Source organism: Shinella sp. GW835-FHT14H05, assembly GCF_058793575.1.
In genome coordinates this window covers 664158-680538 of the sequence record NZ_JBXAFY010000001.1, presented here as the reverse complement: position 1 = coordinate 680538, position 16381 = coordinate 664158, and the positions used below count along the sequence as shown (strand labels likewise).

At 64.0% G+C, this 16381-nt stretch carries 16 protein-coding genes; 10 read left to right on the top strand and 6 right to left on the bottom strand.

Features of this window, described 5'->3' with window-relative positions:
* The first annotated feature begins 3 nt into the window (after positions 1–3).
* A complete protein-coding gene (locus tag AC1Q6Z_RS03420) occupies positions 4–489 on the top strand; it encodes a hypothetical protein (protein ID WP_492646742.1) in 486 nt (161 codons plus the stop codon).
* On the opposite strand, the gene AC1Q6Z_RS03415 is transcribed toward AC1Q6Z_RS03420, so the two are convergent.
* The 5 genes from AC1Q6Z_RS03415 to AC1Q6Z_RS03395 all read right to left on the bottom strand — a co-directional run bounded on the left by AC1Q6Z_RS03415 (position 486) and on the right by AC1Q6Z_RS03395 (position 4246).
* Positions 486–710 carry a hypothetical protein gene (locus tag AC1Q6Z_RS03415; protein ID WP_256117672.1) on the bottom strand — a complete coding sequence of 75 codons (225 nt, stop codon included), beginning with the start codon at positions 708–710 and terminating at the stop codon, positions 486–488. The two genes, AC1Q6Z_RS03420 and AC1Q6Z_RS03415, sit on opposite strands and share 4 nt — an antisense overlap.
* Before the next feature lie 62 nt (positions 711–772).
* The gene (locus AC1Q6Z_RS03410) at positions 773–1567 is read right to left on the bottom strand and encodes a 3-methyl-2-oxobutanoate hydroxymethyltransferase (protein ID WP_492646741.1); all 795 of its coding nucleotides are present in this window, start codon (positions 1565–1567) and stop codon (positions 773–775) included.
* 15 nt (positions 1568–1582) lie between these two features.
* Positions 1583–2809 (bottom strand): NAD(P)/FAD-dependent oxidoreductase, encoded by a 1227-nt coding sequence (locus AC1Q6Z_RS03405; RefSeq protein WP_492646740.1) that lies wholly within the window; start codon positions 2807–2809, stop codon positions 1583–1585.
* A gap of 10 nt (positions 2810–2819) precedes the next feature.
* Complete coding sequence (locus tag AC1Q6Z_RS03400) at positions 2820–3134, bottom strand: MocE family 2Fe-2S type ferredoxin (protein WP_319324112.1); 315 nt, start codon at positions 3132–3134, stop codon at positions 2820–2822.
* 26 nt (positions 3135–3160) lie between these two features.
* Entirely contained in the window at positions 3161–4246 is a 1086-nt protein-coding gene (locus AC1Q6Z_RS03395; RefSeq protein WP_492646739.1) for a fatty acid desaturase family protein, read from the bottom strand.
* Between the two features lie 134 nt (positions 4247–4380).
* Here AC1Q6Z_RS03395 and AC1Q6Z_RS03390 point away from each other — a divergent pair, with 134 nt between their 5' ends.
* The 6 genes from AC1Q6Z_RS03390 to iolG all read left to right on the top strand — a co-directional run bounded on the left by AC1Q6Z_RS03390 (position 4381) and on the right by iolG (position 11354).
* The gene (locus AC1Q6Z_RS03390) at positions 4381–5412 is read left to right on the top strand and encodes a LacI family DNA-binding transcriptional regulator (RefSeq protein WP_492646738.1); all 1032 of its coding nucleotides are present in this window, start codon (positions 4381–4383) and stop codon (positions 5410–5412) included.
* Between the two features lie 159 nt (positions 5413–5571).
* Positions 5572–6384, top strand: coding sequence for a TIM barrel protein (locus AC1Q6Z_RS03385; protein WP_492646737.1), 813 nt, complete (start codon positions 5572–5574; stop codon positions 6382–6384).
* Positions 6385–6636: 252 nt separating this feature from the next.
* Positions 6637–7566 (top strand): sugar ABC transporter substrate-binding protein, encoded by a 930-nt coding sequence (locus tag AC1Q6Z_RS03380; RefSeq protein WP_435267846.1) that lies wholly within the window; start codon positions 6637–6639, stop codon positions 7564–7566.
* Between the two features lie 100 nt (positions 7567–7666).
* Positions 7667–9205: a sugar ABC transporter ATP-binding protein gene (locus tag AC1Q6Z_RS03375; RefSeq protein ID WP_435267847.1), complete on the top strand. Its 1539-nt coding sequence runs from the start codon at positions 7667–7669 to the stop codon at positions 9203–9205.
* A 37-nt stretch (positions 9206–9242) separates the two neighbouring features.
* Positions 9243–10262 (top strand): ABC transporter permease, encoded by a 1020-nt coding sequence (locus AC1Q6Z_RS03370; RefSeq protein WP_256117685.1) that lies wholly within the window; start codon positions 9243–9245, stop codon positions 10260–10262.
* Between the two features lie 99 nt (positions 10263–10361).
* Positions 10362–11354 (top strand): inositol 2-dehydrogenase, encoded by a 993-nt coding sequence (iolG, locus tag AC1Q6Z_RS03365; protein WP_492646736.1) that lies wholly within the window; start codon positions 10362–10364, stop codon positions 11352–11354.
* 141 nt (positions 11355–11495) lie between these two features.
* On the opposite strand, the gene AC1Q6Z_RS03360 is transcribed toward iolG, so the two are convergent.
* Positions 11496–12716, bottom strand: coding sequence for an ROK family protein (locus AC1Q6Z_RS03360; RefSeq protein ID WP_492646735.1), 1221 nt, complete (start codon positions 12714–12716; stop codon positions 11496–11498).
* 243 nt (positions 12717–12959) lie between these two features.
* Between AC1Q6Z_RS03360 and xylF the strand changes: the two genes are divergently transcribed.
* The 3 genes from xylF to AC1Q6Z_RS03345 all read left to right on the top strand — a co-directional run bounded on the left by xylF (position 12960) and on the right by AC1Q6Z_RS03345 (position 16329).
* Positions 12960–14000, top strand: coding sequence for a D-xylose ABC transporter substrate-binding protein (xylF, locus tag AC1Q6Z_RS03355; RefSeq protein WP_256117692.1), 1041 nt, complete (start codon positions 12960–12962; stop codon positions 13998–14000).
* A 215-nt stretch (positions 14001–14215) separates the two neighbouring features.
* Positions 14216–15529 carry a sugar ABC transporter permease gene (locus AC1Q6Z_RS03350; protein ID WP_256117693.1) on the top strand — a complete coding sequence of 438 codons (1314 nt, stop codon included), beginning with the start codon at positions 14216–14218 and terminating at the stop codon, positions 15527–15529.
* A gap of 14 nt (positions 15530–15543) precedes the next feature.
* Complete coding sequence (locus AC1Q6Z_RS03345; RefSeq protein WP_435267850.1) at positions 15544–16329, top strand: ATP-binding cassette domain-containing protein; 786 nt, start codon at positions 15544–15546, stop codon at positions 16327–16329.
* The last annotated feature ends 52 nt before the right edge of the window (positions 16330–16381 follow it).

The window sequence follows — 16381 nt, the reverse complement described above, 5'->3', positions numbered from 1 at the left end:
TTGATGTTCGGCCTGACCGTTTTCGAATCCGTGCTGGAAAGGCTGAAGGCCGAGGCACGCCAAGCGGAGGAAGACGAAGAGCTTGAGGAAGAAGGCTCGGGCGAGATCCGCGGCCTGACCTCCGGCTTTACGGGTCTGGGAATGGGCGGAACCTTCGTGTCCGGCTCGCAGGCCGCCGCCGCCTATCTCGATCTCTACGAAGAGCCTGCTCCCGTGCCGCCGGAGCCGGAACCGTTGCCGCCCGAGCCACCACCGCATCTCCTGCGCATCGCGCCGGAAGAGGTAGCGGAAGACCTCGCCTTGCATGGCAAGGAAAGCGTGGACGAGCTGCTCGCCCGCCGCCGCAGCTTTGCGCGCGAAAACCACCCGGACGGCGTGCCGCCCGACCTGCGCGACAACGCGACCCTCCGCATGAAGATCGCCAACATGCTGATCGACGAGACGATCCGGCGGATCAATGTCGAGAAGAGTTTAGGGTTGTCGCGCTAGCTCTTGGGTTGCTCTTCCGGGGGCTTTGCGGCCGGATCGGAGGGCTTGAAGAACAGGATGAGGTTGGCAAAGGCATAGGCGGTGACGACGAGGAAGATCGTGCCCCAGGTCTGCTCGCCATTATAATATTCCACGCCCGTCCATGCGGCACAGACCCCGACCAGAAGCAGCCGCCGCCAGAGCGGACGGTAGAACGGATGGTCGGTATCGATGATTTTCATGAACGTCTCCTCACGCCTTCGCCCGTCTATAGGCGGTTTTTCCGCGCGGGGAAACCGGCTTTTCAGGCATCGAGACGATCGAGGAAAGCGGCAAGCTCCGAGGGCTCGATGCCGACGAGGTGCCCCTTCTCCGGATAGGCGCCGGAGCGCACGTCCTCCGCATATTCGCGGAAGGCGGCGATGCGCTCGTGCTGGAGCCGGTCATATTCGGCCGCGAAATTGCGATAGACCTTGGCATGGCGCGGATAATGGCCGCGGTTCTGGCCAAGCACATCGTCGGCAAAGAGATATTGCGCATCGCAGCCTGTGCCGGCGCCCATCGAGAGCATGAGGAGCGACGTCTTCGCGCTGATCGCAGCCGCAACCTCGCCCGGCACGACCTCGATTTCGGCGGCAAAGGCGCCGGCCTCTTCCAGCGCCTTTACCTGCCGCCAGATTTCCAGCGCACTCGCCACCGTCTTGCCGACCGCCTTGAAGCCGCCCGTCCACGTCGCCTTCGAAGGGATGAGCCCGACATGGCCGCAGACCGGGATGCCCTCCTCGCGCAGCCGCCGGACGGTGGAAAGGCCGGCCGCGCAATAGACCGCATCGCCGCCCGCCTTCATCACCTGGAAGGCGCCGCGCAGATAGTCGTCCGCGGTGACGAAATCGCCATATTCGAGGCCGGGAAAGGCGAAGACCGTAGGCGCCGCCTCGCGAAAGGCGGGTCCCAACAGCGCGGGCGGCAAGGAGACGAGGTCGATGCCCGCCTGTTCGGCAGCGGCAGCCTCCTCCAGCGTCACGACGCGCAGCATGGTGAGTTGGCGCTTGCCCTTCATCGCCTGAAGGTCGGCGACGGTCGGTCTCTTGTTCTTCACGGTGATCTCCAGGGTTCAGGCGGCAAGCAGTTTCTTGAGTTTGGTTTCCGGCGCGGCAAGCTCGGCCGGATCGGGATGGGCGCGCGCGGCGATCAGCATTTCCGCAAGGCGGATATCGCGCGCCACCGCATTGCCCGGCCCGATGCCGCTTGCGGCGATCAGACGGCCCTCGGCATCGAGATGGAACAGGATGAACGCCCCCTCGCCCATGTCGCGCCGAACCGTCGTGACCGCGCCATCGGCGAGGCCTGCGATCTGCAAGGTCATGTCGTATTGATCCGACCAGAACCACGGCACGGCGGAATGGGTTTCCACACCGCCGAGCATGTTGGCCGCTGCAAGCTCGCCCTGCTCCTGCGCATTGCGCCAGGATTCGAGCCGGATGCGGCGCTCACCGTAGAGCGGTAGCGGATAGGATGTGCAGTCGCCGGCCGCGAAGATATCCGGATCGGAGGTGCGCAGCATTCCGTCGACCGCGATGCCGTTTTCCGTCGCAAGACCCGCCGCTTCCGCCAGTTCCGTATTCGGCACCGCGCCGATGCCGACGATGAGAAGATTTGCCGAGACGACGCGTCCGTCCTCAAGCGCGATGCGAACCTCGCCCGGCAAGTCCTCGACACCCGCCACCTTGGCGCCGCAGAGGATCTCGACGCCCTCCGCCGCATGGCGCTCCGCCACGATCGCGGCGATCTCGGCCGGCACGCCGCGCGTCAGCACGCGGGGCAGCCCCTCGACCAGCGTCACCGTCGCCCCAAGCTTGCGGGCGCTCGCCGCAAGCTCCAGGCCGACGAAGCCACCGCCAAGGATGGCGATATGGCTGCCATTGACTAGATGCGCGCGAATGGCCGCGGCATCGTCATGGCTGCGTAACGCAACGATTCGCCCCCCGGCATAGGGCGCGCCCGGCAAGGCTCGTGGCCGGGCACCGGTCGTGAGCAGCAGCTTGTCATACGCAAGTGCGGAGCCGTCGCCGAGCACGATGCGTTTTCCGGCACAGTCGATCTCGGACACCGTCCGGCCGGTGAACACATCGATCCGCGCCTCCGCATAACGCTCCGCATCCGCCACGAGCTTTGGGCCGGCGCCTGCGACGAGCGCCTCCTTGGAGAGCGGCGGGCGCTCATAGGGCAGATGCATCTCGCTGCCGATCAGCGTGATCGTGCCGTCGAAACCCTTCTCGCGCAGCGCGAAAGCTGCGCGGGCGCCGCATTCGCCGGTGCCGACGATGATGAAATCTGCCATGACGGGCTCCTTACAGACCGATGAAGACGGTGCCGCCTTCGACCTTGACCGGATAGGTTTTCAGGTCGACGCAGACGGGTGCGCCCTTGGCCTCGCCAGTCTTGTAGTTGAACCGGCCGTTGTGCTTGGGACATTCGATGACGTGGTCCATCACGAGGCCATCGGCGAGATGGATTTTCTCGTGGGTGCAGAGCCCGTCGGTGGCGTGATAGGTGTCCTCCGGGCTGCGATAGACCGCGAAGGTGCGGCCCGCATGGTCGAAGCGGATGACATCCTCCTCGTCGATTTCGTCCGCTGCGCAGACCTCGATCCAGGTGTCGCTCATGGTTGTCTCCTCCAAAGACTTGGGGGTTATTCGGCGGCCGCGACGGCCGGTTCTGCGTGGAACTCTTCCTTGTAGGGCCGGGCCGTCATCGGTAGGTCGCGCTTCAGAAAGTAGTCCTCGTTGCGCAGCTGCCGCAGGAAGGCCGGCAGCATTTCCTTGTAGCCGTGCCACATGGACGGGTTCGGCGCCGGCAGGTCGTGCTTGATCATGGCGTGCAGCCGCGGCAGCGCGTGATAGGGCACCATCGGGAACATGTGGTGCTCCACATGGTAATTCATGTTCCAATAGATGAAGCGGCTGAAGGGGTTCATGTAGACCGTGCGGCTGTTCAGCCGGTGGTCGGTGACATTGTCGGCGAGGCCGCCGTGCTGGAGCAGGCCGGTCAGCACATGGTGCCAGGCGCCGTAGAGCCGCGGCAGGCCGATCAGCATAGCCGGCAGGATCGAGCCGGTGGCGAAACAGAGGGCGATGGTCGCGAGATAGATCGCCAGCCAGATGCGGGCGACGCGGATCGCCTTCGGCTGTTCCGATTCGGGAATGAAGGTTTTTTCGGCAGCGCTCATTACGCCGGAAGCATTGAGCACCATATCGATAACGGCATGCCAGGCGTCGAGCAGGCCGAAAAAATTGAGCACGAGGCGCAAAAGATCCGGCGGACGCATGACGGCGATTTCGGGATCGCGGCCGACGATGACCGTGTCCGTGTGGTGGCGGGTGTGGCTCCAGCGCCAGGTCACCGGATTGCGCATGATCATGAAGCAGGCGATCTGGTAGACGGCGTCGTTCATCCACATCGTCTTGAAGGCCGTGCCGTGGCCGCATTCGTGCCAGCGGGAATCGGACGCCGAACCGTAGAGCACGCCATAGACCAGGAAGAACGGCAGAGCCCACCAGGTTCCCCAGAACCAGATGCCGAGAGCGCCGGTGACGAGCATCGCGCCGAGCCAGATCGCCGTGTCGCGGATCGCCGGTCCGTCGCTGCGCTGCATCAGCGCCTTCATCTCCTTGCGCGGGATGTCGGTGTGATACCACTCGGCCGCGGCAAGGCCGTTTGCCACGGCCGCCTCGGCATCGCGGCCAAGAAGGCTGTAGTCCCGCTTCGTCGGCTTCATCGCCCGTCTCCTCCATCTGATGGGCAAACGATAATACCGATGCTTGCATCTCTCAATCCTGCCATGATAGAATGCGTCAAATCCTATCATTTACCATCATTCGATTATGATGGAAAGATTTCACGGAGGGGAACATGGCATCGCGGCCGACCATTACGGATCTCGCCAACGCGGCCGGCGTCAGCGTCGCGACCGTCGACCGCGTGCTGAACGGCCGCCACAAGGTGCGCGAGGAGACGGCGCGCCGGGTCTACGATGCCGCCAATGCGATCGGCTATCACGCGCTCGGCCTCATCCGGCAGCGCGTCTTCGAGGACCTGCCGCAATATCGGCTGGGCTTCAGCTTCCAGCGCCCCAACCAGGCATTTTATCAGAATTTTGCCCGCGAGATCGAAATCGCCTGCAATGCCTGCACCACCGCGCGCATCGTGCCGCAGATCGATTTCATCCCCACGCAGACGCCGGCCGCGATGGCCGAAATGCTGCGCCAGCTCTCGACCCGCAATCAGGCGCTCGCCGTCGTTGCACCAGACTATCCGGCGACCACGACCATGGTAGAAGACCTGAAAAGCCGCGGCATTCCGCTGTTCTGCCTGCTCTCCGACTTCGCCATGGATGTGCGCCAGGGCTATATCGGCCTCAACAATATGAAGGTCGGGCGCACCGCCGCGTGGATGATCGCCAAGGGCGCCAAGCGCCCCGGCAAGGTGGCGATCTTCGTCGGCAGCCATCGCTTCCACGGCCATGAACTGCGCGAGATCGGCTTCCGCTCCTTCTTCCGCGAGAAGGGCGAAGGTTTCGAGGTGCTCGACACGCTGGTCAACCTCGACACGAGTGAAATCACCCACGAGGCGACCGCCAACCTGCTGGCGCAGCATCCCGATCTGGTCGGCCTCTATGTCGCCGGCGGCGGCATGGAGGGGGCGATTTCCGCTGTGCGGGAAGAGGGTTATGCGGGAAAGGTGCAGTTGATCGTCAACGAGTTGACTCCGGAATCGAAGGCCGGGCTTGCCGACGACGTGGTCACCATGGCCATCCACACGCCGCTCGCAGCACTTTGTCGCGAACTCGTCACGCTGATGATCACCGCCATCGAGAAGGGTGGGAGCGCGGTTCCCGGCCAGACCTTCCTGCCGTTCGATATCTTCACGCCGGAAAATATCTGAAGTGGAAATGATGGTTTTCCCTCACGCGCGCCGCTAATCTTTCAGCGATGAGGGCGCATCTGCGACCTTCGGCTTTGACGCCAGCAAAACCCTTCCCGATCCTCATGCGTGCATGCGAGGCCGCCCGATCGCCGCCTCGAAGACCGGAGGACCCATTCCATGCCCGCCCTGACTTTCGCCCTCAACCACATGACGGCGCCCGCGCTGACGCTCGACGCCTTCTTCGCCCTTGCCGTTTCCCTTGGCATGACGGCCGTCGAAATCCGCAACGACCTTGACGGCAACGCCATTCTTGACGGCACGACGCCGGACGAGGTGAAGGCGCTTGCCGAGCGCCATGGCGTCACCATCATTTCGATCAACGCCCTCCAGCGCTTTAACGAATGGACACCGGCCCGCGCCACAGAAGCCAAGGAGCTCATCGACTATGCGAGCGCCTGCGACGCCCGCGCGCTCGTTCTCGTGCCGAAGAACGACGGTACCGGCCAGGCGGATGGCGAGCGGCAGGCGAGCCTCCGGGAAGCACTGACCGCACTGAAACCCCTGCTGGATGCCGCCGGCATCATCGGCCTCGTCGAGCCGCTCGGCTTCGAGATCTGCTCGCTGCGCTCCAAGCGCGAGGCCGTGGAGGCCATCAAGGCCGCCGGCGGGGAACAGACATTCCGTCTGGTGCACGACACGTTCCATCATCACCTGGCCGGCGAGCCCGACCTCTTCGCCGACCTCACCGGCCTCGTCCATATTTCCGGCGTCGAGGACCCCGCCGTCTCCGTTTCAGACATGCGTGATGGCCACCGCGTTCTCGTCGGCCCGGCGGATCGGCTTGGAAATATCAGCCAGATCAAGGCCTTGCACGCTGGAGGCTACACCGGCCCGCTCTCCTTCGAGCCCTTCTCGCCAGCCGTGCACGACGTTGGAGACCCGCAGGCAGTGGTCTCCGAAAGCGTTGCCTTCCTGCGTGAAAACATCTGAAAACCGGGTGCCGGCGGGCGCTCCGCCGGCACTTTTCCCCAAGCGGGATGAATCGCGCATCGGAAAAAATGGAACAGGCTTGACGTTCTCCGCAGAAAATGGAATAAACATTCCGTAAGACGGAATTCGCGGTTTGTTTATTCTGTTTTGACCCCTGCCTCCCGGGAGGAGCAAGGGTAGGCCACCCGCAAGGGCGCGCCATCCGGATCAGTCTGTGGTGCGACCGGACACCACGTTGAGGAGGAGAACGACATGAAAAAATTCATTCTTGGCTCGGCACTCGCCGTCATGATGTCCACCGCCGCCCATGCCGAGACGATCGGCGTGACGATGGCGCAGTTCGACGACAACTTCCTGACCGTCCTGCGCAACGGCATGTCCGACTATGCCAAGACGCTCGACGGCGTCGAACTGCAGATCGAGGACGCACAGAACGACGTCGCCAAGCAGCAGAGCCAGATCCAGAACTTCATCGCTTCCGGCGTCAGCGCCATCATCGTCAACCCGGTCGATACCGACGCCACCGCCGCCATGTCCAAGGCTGCCGCGGATGCCGGTATCGCGCTCGTCTACGTCAACCGCGAGCCGGTGAACGTCAACGAACTGCCGGAAAAGCAGGCCTTCGTCGCGTCCAATGAAATGGAATCCGGCACGCTGGAAACCAAGGAAGTCTGCCGGCTCCTCAACGGCAAGGGCAAGGTCGTCGTCATGATGGGCGAGCTTTCCAACCAGGCCGCCCGCATGCGCACGCAGGACGTCAAGGACGTGATTGCGACCGACGAGTGCAAGGGCCTCGAAATCGTCGAGGAGCAGACCGCCAACTGGTCGCGTACCCAGGGCTCCGACCTCATGACCAACTGGCTCTCCGCCGGCCTGGAATTCGACGCCGTCATCTCCAACAACGATGAAATGGCGATCGGCGCCATCCAGGCGCTGAAGGCCGCCGGCCGCTCGATGGACAGCGTCGTCGTCGCCGGTGTCGATGCCACGCAGGACGCACTCGCCGCCATGGCTGCGGGCGACCTCGACGTGACGGTGTTCCAGGATGCCGCCGGCCAGGGCAAGGGCTCGGTCGATGCCGCGCTGAAGCTCGCCAGGGGCGAAAAGGTCGAGACGAAGGTCTACATCCCCTTCCAGCTCGTGACCCCGGCCAACATCGCCGACTTCCAGTCGAAGAACTGATCGGCTCTCGCCGGTCAAGCAAGAACGGCTAGACTGTTATGGACGCGCGCACGCAGGCGTGCGCGCGTCCGACCCGTTTCAGGTTGCAAGGGAGGGGACGATGGTCAGTCCGACCACCATGGCCGCGGTTCGTGCCAGCGGCGCCATTCCGAATGCCGAATATCTCTTGTCCGCGGAAGGTGTCCGCAAGGAATTCCCCGGCGTCGTCGCCCTCGACGACGTCCAGTTCAAGCTGAAGCGCGGCACCGTGCATGCCCTGATGGGCGAAAACGGCGCAGGCAAATCCACGCTGATGAAGATCCTCGCCGGCATCTACACGCCGGACCAGGGCGAGGTGCTGCTGAAGGGCCAGAAGATCCGGCTCGGCTCGCCGCTCGATGCGCTGGAAAACGGCATCGCCATGATCCATCAGGAACTGAACCTGATGCCGTTCATGACGGTGGCGGAAAACATCTGGATCCGCCGCGAGCCGAAGAACCGCTTCGGCTTCGTCGACCACGGCGAGATGCACCGCAAGACGGCAGAACTCTTCAAGCGTCTCAACATCGTGATGGACCCGGAAGTGCAGGTGCGCGACCTTTCGGTCGCCAACCGCCAGATGGTCGAGATCGCCAAGGCCGTCTCCTACGAATCCGACGTGCTGATCATGGACGAGCCGACCTCGGCGCTGACCGAGCGCGAGGTGGAGCACCTCTTCACCATCATCCGCGACCTTCGTTCGCAGGGCATCGGCATCGTCTACATTACCCACAAGATGAACGAGCTGTTCGAGATCGCCGATGAATTCTCGGTGTTCCGCGACGGCAAGTATATCGGCACGCATGCCTCCACCGACGTGACCCGCGACGACATCATCCGCATGATGGTCGGCCGCGAGATCACCCAGATGTTCCCCAAGGAAGAGGTGCCGATCGGCGACGTCGTGCTGTCGGTCAAGAATCTCTCGCTCAAGGGCGTCTTCCACGACGTCTCCTTCGATGTGCGCGCAGGCGAAATCCTGGGCCTTGCCGGCCTCGTCGGCTCCGGCCGCTCGAATGTTGCCGAGACGATCTTCGGCGTGACGCCGGCCACGTCGGGCACGATCGAGATCAACGGCAAAAAGGTTACCATCGACAGCCCGAACACCGCGATCCGCAACCGCATGGCCTTCCTCACGGAAGACCGCAAGGAGACCGGCTGTCTGCTGATCCTCGACGTGCTGGAAAACATGCAGATCGCCGTGCTTCAGGACAAGTTCGTGAAGAACGGCTTCGTTTCCGAGGGCGCGCTGACCAAGGTCTGCGAGGAGATGAGCAAGAAGCTGCGCGTCAAGACGCCGAACCTGTCGGAGCGCATCGAGAACCTGTCGGGCGGCAACCAGCAGAAGGTGCTGATCGGCCGCTGGCTGCTCACCCATCCGCGCATCCTCATCCTCGACGAGCCGACCCGCGGCATCGATGTCGGCGCCAAGGCGGAAATCCACCGCTTCGTCACCGAACTCGCCCGCGACGGCGTCGCCGTCATCATGATCTCGTCGGAAATGCCGGAAGTGCTCGGCATGAGCGACCGCGTGATGGTCATGCACGAGGGCCGCGTCACCGGCATCCTCGACCGCGCGGACGCCACGCAGGTCGCGGTGATGGAACTGGCTGCCCAGTAAGTTTTTGGGCCGCCGAGCGGCCACAAGGGAGGTAATCATGAGCACGAATTCCGCAGCGCAAGCCCAGGTCGCCGCGCAGAAATCTGCCCGCCGGCTCCCGCCGGAACTCAGCATCTTTCTCGTCCTCATCGGCATCGCGCTGGTCTACGAAATCCTCGGCTGGATTTTTGTCGGCCAGAGCTTCCTGATGAACACGCAGCGCCTGACGATCATCATCCTGCAGGTCTCCGTCATCGGTATCATCGCCGTCGGCGTCACGCAGGTCATCATCACGGGCGGCATCGATCTGTCCTCCGGCTCGGTGGTCGGCATGACCGCCATGTTCTCCGCCAGCCTCGCGCAGTCCTCCACCTGGCCGCGCGCGCTCTATCCCTCGCTGACCGACATGCCCGTCATCGTGCCTGTCGCGCTCGGCATCGGCGTCGGGCTGCTCGCCGGCTTCATCAACGGCCAGCTCATCGCCAAGACCAAGATCCCGCCCTTCATCGCCACGCTCGGCATGATGGTCTCGGCGCGCGGCATTTCCAAGTGGTACACCAAGGGCCAACCGGTCTCGGGCCTCACCGACCAGTTCAGCTTCATCGGCACCGGCATCTGGCCCGTCGTCATCTTCCTTGTCGTCGCCGTCATCTTCCACATCGCGCTGCGCTACACCCGCTACGGCAAGTTCACCTATGCGATCGGCGCGAATGTGCAGGCCGCCCGCGTCTCCGGCATCAATGTCGAATCGCATCTGGTGAAGGTCTATGCCATCGCCGGCGCGCTGGCCGGTCTTGCAGGCGTCGTCACCGCGGCCCGCGCCCAGACCGCCCAGGCCGGCATGGGCGTGATGTACGAACTCGACGCCATCGCGGCGACCGTCATCGGCGGCACCTCGCTTGCAGGCGGCGTCGGGCGCATCACCGGCACGGTCATCGGCACCGTCATCCTCGGCGTCATGACATCGGGCTTTACCTTCCTGCGCGTCGATGCTTTCTACCAGGAAATCGTCAAGGGCGTGATCATCGTGGCCGCCGTCGTCGTCGACGTCTACCGCCAGAAGAAGCGCAAGACGTAGTTAAATGAGCGAATAGGGCGTGGCGAATAGCGAATAGTTCGCCGACAACCGCTCCCCATTCGCTATTCCCTATTCGCTAATCGCTCACATGAGGACAACATGACTGTAAGATTTGGTCTTCTCGGCGCCGGCCGCATCGGCAAGGTGCATGCCAAGGCCGTGACCGGCAATCCGGACGCCGTGCTCGTGGCCGTCGCCGATGCCTTCCCGGCGGCTGCCGACGCCATCGCCAAGCAATACGGCTGCGACGTGCGCACCATCGAGGCGATCGAGGCGGCCAAGGACATCGACGCCGTCGTGATCTGCACGCCGACCGACACCCATGCCGACCTGATCGAGCGCTTTTCGCGCGCCGGCAAGGCGATCTTCTGCGAAAAGCCGATCGACCTCGATGTCGATCGCGTGCGCGCCTGCATGAAGGTGGTGGAAGACACCAAGGGCAAGCTGATGGTCGGCTTCAACCGCCGTTTCGACCCGCATTTCATGGCCGTGCGCAAGGCGATCGACGAGGGCAAGATCGGTGACGTCGAGATGGTCACCATCACATCGCGCGACCCCGGCGCCCCGCCGGTCGACTATATTAAGCGCTCCGGCGGCATCTTCCGCGACATGACGATCCATGACTTCGACATGGCACGTTTCCTGCTCGGCGAAGAGGTCGTCTCGGTCTCGGCAACCGCCGCGGTTCTGGTCGATCCGGAAATCGGCAAGGCGGGCGACTATGACAGCGTCTCCGTCATCCTCCAGACAAAATCCGGCAAGCAGGCCGTCATCTCCAATTCGCGGCGCGCCACCTACGGCTACGACCAGCGCATCGAGGTGCACGGCTCGACGGGCATGGTCGCCGCCGAAAACCAGCGCCCGGTCTCCATCGAAATCGCCAACGGCGACGGCTACACCCGTCCGCCCCTGCACGACTTCTTCATGACCCGCTACACGGAAGCCTACGCCAACGAAATCGCCGCCTTCATCGCGGCAATCGAAAAAGGCGCCACCATCTCGCCGTCCGGCGCCGATGGCCTCGCAGCCCTGGCCCTCGCCGACGCCGCGGTAAAATCCGTACAGGAAAAACGCCAGATCTCCGTCGCCTGATGGAACCCTCCTCCCAAGGCAACTGGCCGGGCGATTTCGTCGCCCGGTCTTTTTGTGCGGCCCTCGTAATCGACCCGAGCATGACGGAGGAGAGGCGCCTGGGAAACCGGGAAAGCCGGAATGGGCTTTCCCCACCTGCCCTCAATCCCCATCGCTCTTGGCCGCAATAATATCGTGGTCCATCTCCCCCAGTGCACGGGCAAAGTGGCCCTCCAGCACCAAGGTCGCCTCTTCCGGCACGACCGAAATCGGCGGTGCGCCGAGCAGGCGCACCTGCTGCGACTGTGCCAGCCCCTCCTCCAGGCCGCGCTGGATGAGGTCGAAATAGCGGGTGCCGGGGCCGGTGATGGCGATGGGCATGTTTTCGTAGAGGCTGACCATGCGTGAAAGCCCCTGCCCCAGCGCGAGACCGGCCTGGCGGAAGGCATATTCCGACATCCGGTGGCCCTGGCGGGCGCGCAGCGCGATCTTGTCCATCTCGGCAAGCGGCACGAACTTCGCCGGGATCGTGTCCGGCGGCACTTCGAAGGCGGTGCGCAGGATGCCGTAGAAACCGGCGGACGCCTCGATGCAGCCCTGCGAGCCGCAGCGGCACAATTTGCCGTCCGATGAATTCAGCATGTGCCCGAAATTCGGCGCGGTGACGGAGAGTTCGCCGGAGCGATCGAACCGCGCAATGCCAAGCCCGATGCTGTGGCCGAGCGACAGCGCCGCGACGGCCTGCAGGTTTTTCACGCCCGCTTTTTCCATGCGCAGCGCCATGGCATGTGCCACGAGCAGCGTCTCGTTGCTGAGCAGGATTTTCGCCCGCCAATGCGGCTCCAGCAGCGCCGCGAAATCCACCTGCTGCGCGCCAAAAACCGGCGACCAGACGAGACGCGCCAGGGCGGGATCGACCAGCCCCTTGCTGCTGATGGAGACGACGAGTACCTGCCCCCGCTCTATGCGCGAGCGGCTCACCAGCTTTTCCAGCGCGGCAACGAAGGCCTCCGCAAAGGGCCGCGTCGAGGTGTCGGCGTGGTTGCGCGCTTCTTCGAACCGGTCGATCAGCGTGCCGGCATAGTCGGCCAGCGAATATTGCACGATATCGGACGAGATGCGCACCGTGACGAGATAACCCGCCCCGCGCCGCTGACCGAAGATGACGCGAGGGCGGCCGCGCGAGGCAGACGCCTGCTGCTCGCGGCGCTCCAGCACATCGGCCTTTTCAAGCTCTGCGGTAATCGCCGAAACCGTCGCCGAGGCGAGCCCGGTATGCTGGGAAATATCGGTGTGCGCGAGCGGACCATGCCGGCGCAGAGAGGCGAGCACGAGCGCGCTGTTCTGCTGACGCACAAGCTCCGTGCTCGACTTGGTCAGCATCCCCGGGTTCCACTCGTTTTCATAGGCTGCAACACATGCCCCTCCCAAAGCATCTGTCGTGCTGCCGATCAAGGTCTCGATGCCTTGTTGACAGCCCGAAAAACTTCTGACATTTATTTTCTCGACTGTCGAGAAAAAAGTCCCGGCACCGTCGGGAGGGGCATCGAGACAGTATTATCGTGGCCGGTCGTTGAAAGGGCGGGAGGTTCGTCCAAGCGGCCGGTATTCACTTGGGAGGATAATATGAAGTTCGTTCTGAAGCTGATGGCAGGGGCTGCCATCATCGTTTCCCTGCATTCCGTTGCGCACGCCAAGGACCTCGTGGTCGGCGTTTCCTGGTCGAACTTCCAGGAAGAGCGCTGGAAAACCGACGAAGCCGCCATCAAGGCAGCGCTCGAAGCCTCCGGCGACAAGTACATCTCGGCTGACGCTCAGTCTTCCGCAGCAAAGCAGCTGACGGACGTCGAATCGCTGATCGCCCAGGGCGCCAACGCCATCATCGTTCTCGCCCAGGATTCGGAAGCCATCGGCCCGGCCATCGAAAAGGCCGCTGCTGAAGGCATCCCGGTCGTCGGCTACGACCGCCTGATCGAAAACCCGGCCGCCTTCTACATCACCTTCGACAACAAGGAAGTCGGCCGTATGCAGGCCCGCGAAGTGTTCAAGGTGAAGCCGGAAGGCAACTATGTCTTCATCAAGGGCTCCTCGTCCGACCCGAACGCCGACTTCCTCTTCGCTGGCCAGCAGGAAGTGCTGAAGGAAGCGATCGACGCCGGCAAGATCAAGACGGTGGGCGAAGCCTATACCGATGGCTGGAAGCCGGAAAACGCCCAGAAGAACATGGAACAGTTCCTGACGGCGAACGACAACAAGGTCGACGCGGTCGTCGCCTCGAACGACGGCACGGCCGGCGGCGCAATCGCTGCGCTGACGGCACAGGGCCTCGCCGGCTCCGTCCCGGTCTCCGGCCAGGACGCCGACCACGCCGCGCTGAACCGCGTGGCGCTCGGCACCCAGACCGTTTCCGTCTGGAAGGATAGCCGTGAACTCGGCAAGCGCGCTGCGGAAATCGCAGCCTCGCTCGCCAGCGGCAAGACCATGGACGAAATCGAAGGCGTGACCACCTTCAACGGCGGCCCGAAGGGCGTCGAAATGAAGTCGGTCTTCCTCGCCCCGCTGCCGATCACCAAGGACAACCTGAACGTCGTCATCGACGCAGGCTGGATCCCGAAGGAAACGGCTTGCCAGGGCGTTGCTGCCGGCTCGGTCGCAGCCTGCAACTGAGTAGCCGCCATCCGGTACTGATCTGACCATCGCCAGGCGCCGCAACGTCAAACGTTGCGGCGCTTGCGCAAGATGGGCAGCGGGCGGAGGATGAAGACGGCGAACATCCTCGAAGCGGGATGCGGAAAAGTGGGAACCGGTTTTCCGTGACATCCCGCTTGAACTTCAGACCACGCCCGAAGAACACGTCAACAAAGTGGGGGGACGGCAAAGCCATGGCCGACATCACGACTACCGCACAAGCCAATCGCGCGCGATCGGCAAGCGAGAACCCGGTAAAGCGCTTCTTCCGCGCAACCGAGATCGACACGCGCCTGCTCGGCATGATCGGCGCCATGCTGATCATCTGGATCGGCTTCAACATCCTGTCCGGCGGCCTGTTCCTGACGCCGCGCAACCTCTGGAACCTTTCCGTCCAGACCGCCTCCGTCGCCGTGATGGCGACCGGCATGGTGCTCGTCATCGTCACGCGCAACATCGACCTGTCCGTCGGTTCCATCCTCGGCTTCGTGGGCATGAGCATGGGCGTTCTGCAGGCCGAACTGCTGCCGCAGCTGCTCGGCTTCAACCACCCCGCCATCTGGGTCGTGACGCTTCTCGCCGGCATCCTGCTGGGCGCCGCCATCGGCGCGCTGCACGGCTCCATCATCGCCTTCCTCAACGTGCCCTCCTTCATCGTCACGCTCGGCGGCCTGCTGGTCTGGCGCGGCGCAACCTGGTTCGTGACCAGCGGCCGCACGGTCGCCCCGATGGATTCGACCTTCCGCCTGATGGGCGGCGGCACCGAGGGCTCGATCGGCGCCACGGCGAGCTGGGTCGTCGGCATCCTCGCCTGCATCGCCATCGTCGCCACCATCATCAATTCGCGAAAACAGCGCCAGCGCTTCGGCTTCCCGCAGCGCCCGATGTGGGCGGAGTATTTCCTCACCGCCGTAGGCTGCGCGCTGGTGCTCGGCGCCATCGCCGTCGTCAACAGCTACCCCTGGCCCGTCGCCATCGCCCGCAAATATGCCGACGCCAACGGCATCGCCTGGCCGGACGGTGGCCTGTTCATCCCGCACGGCATCGCCATCCCGGTCCTGATCGCCATCGTCGTCGGCATCGTGATGACCTTCATCTCGACGCGCCTGCGCTTCGGCCGCTATGTCTTCGCCATCGGCGGCAACCAGGAGGCGGCGGAACTCGCCGGCATCAAGACCCGCTGGGTGACGGTAAAGATCTTCGCGCTGATGGGCATTCTCTGCGCCATCGCCGCCGCCATCTCCACTGCCCGCCTTAATGCCGCGACCAACGCGCAGGGCGAGCTCGATGAGCTCTACACCATCGCCGCAGCCGTCATCGGCGGCACGTCGCTCGGCGGCGGCATGGGCACAATCGCAGGCGCCATGCTCGGCGCCCTCGTCATGCAATCGCTGCAATCGGGCATGGTGCTGGTCGGCATCGATACCCCGTTCCAGCGCATCGTGGTGGGCATGGTCCTTGTCGTCGCCGTCTGGCTCGACACGGTCTACCGCGCCCGCGCCAAATAAGAGGAGCCCATCCAATGACGGACACCCGTACGCCCCTCGTGGAAATGAAGAACGTTTCCATCTCCTTCGGCGGCATCCACGCCGTGGACAATGCCTCGATCGACCTCTATCCCGGCGAGGTCGTGGCGCTGCTCGGCCATAACGGTGCCGGCAAGTCGACGCTGATCAAGATCCTCTCCGGCGCCTACAAGCGCGATGGCGGCGAGATCCTGATCAACGGCGAAGCCGCCGAGATCAACAACCCGCGCGACGCCAAGAAATACGGCATCGAGACGATCTACCAGACGCTCGCCGTCGCCGACAATGTCGACGCCGCCGCCAACCTCTATCTCGGCCGGGAACTCCGCACCCCCTGGGGCACGCTGGACGACGTGGCGATGGAGGCCAAGACCCGCGAAGTCATGGGCCGCCTCAACCCGAACTTCCAGCGCTTCAAGGAACCGGTGAAGGCCCTCTCCGGCGGCCAGCGCCAGTCGGTGGCGATCGCCCGCGCGATCCTGTTCAACGCCCGCATCCTGATCATGGACGAGCCGACCGCAGCACTCGGCCCGCAGGAGACGGCCCAGGTCGGCGAACTGATCAAGCAGCTGAAAAAGGAAGGCATCGGCATCTTCCTGATCAGCCACGACATCCACGACGTCTTCGACCTCGCGGATCGTGTCTCGGTGATGAAGAACGGCCAGGTCGTCGGCCACGCCCGCACGGAAGACGTCACCAAGGACGAGGTGCTCGGCATGATCATCCTCGGCAAGGTCCCCCCCAAGGCAATCCCCGGCCCCGGCGCCATGCAGACCGCCTGAGCAAATGAGGGCGCGGGGGGGGGGGGGGGGGGGGGGGGGAGAACAAAAAAAA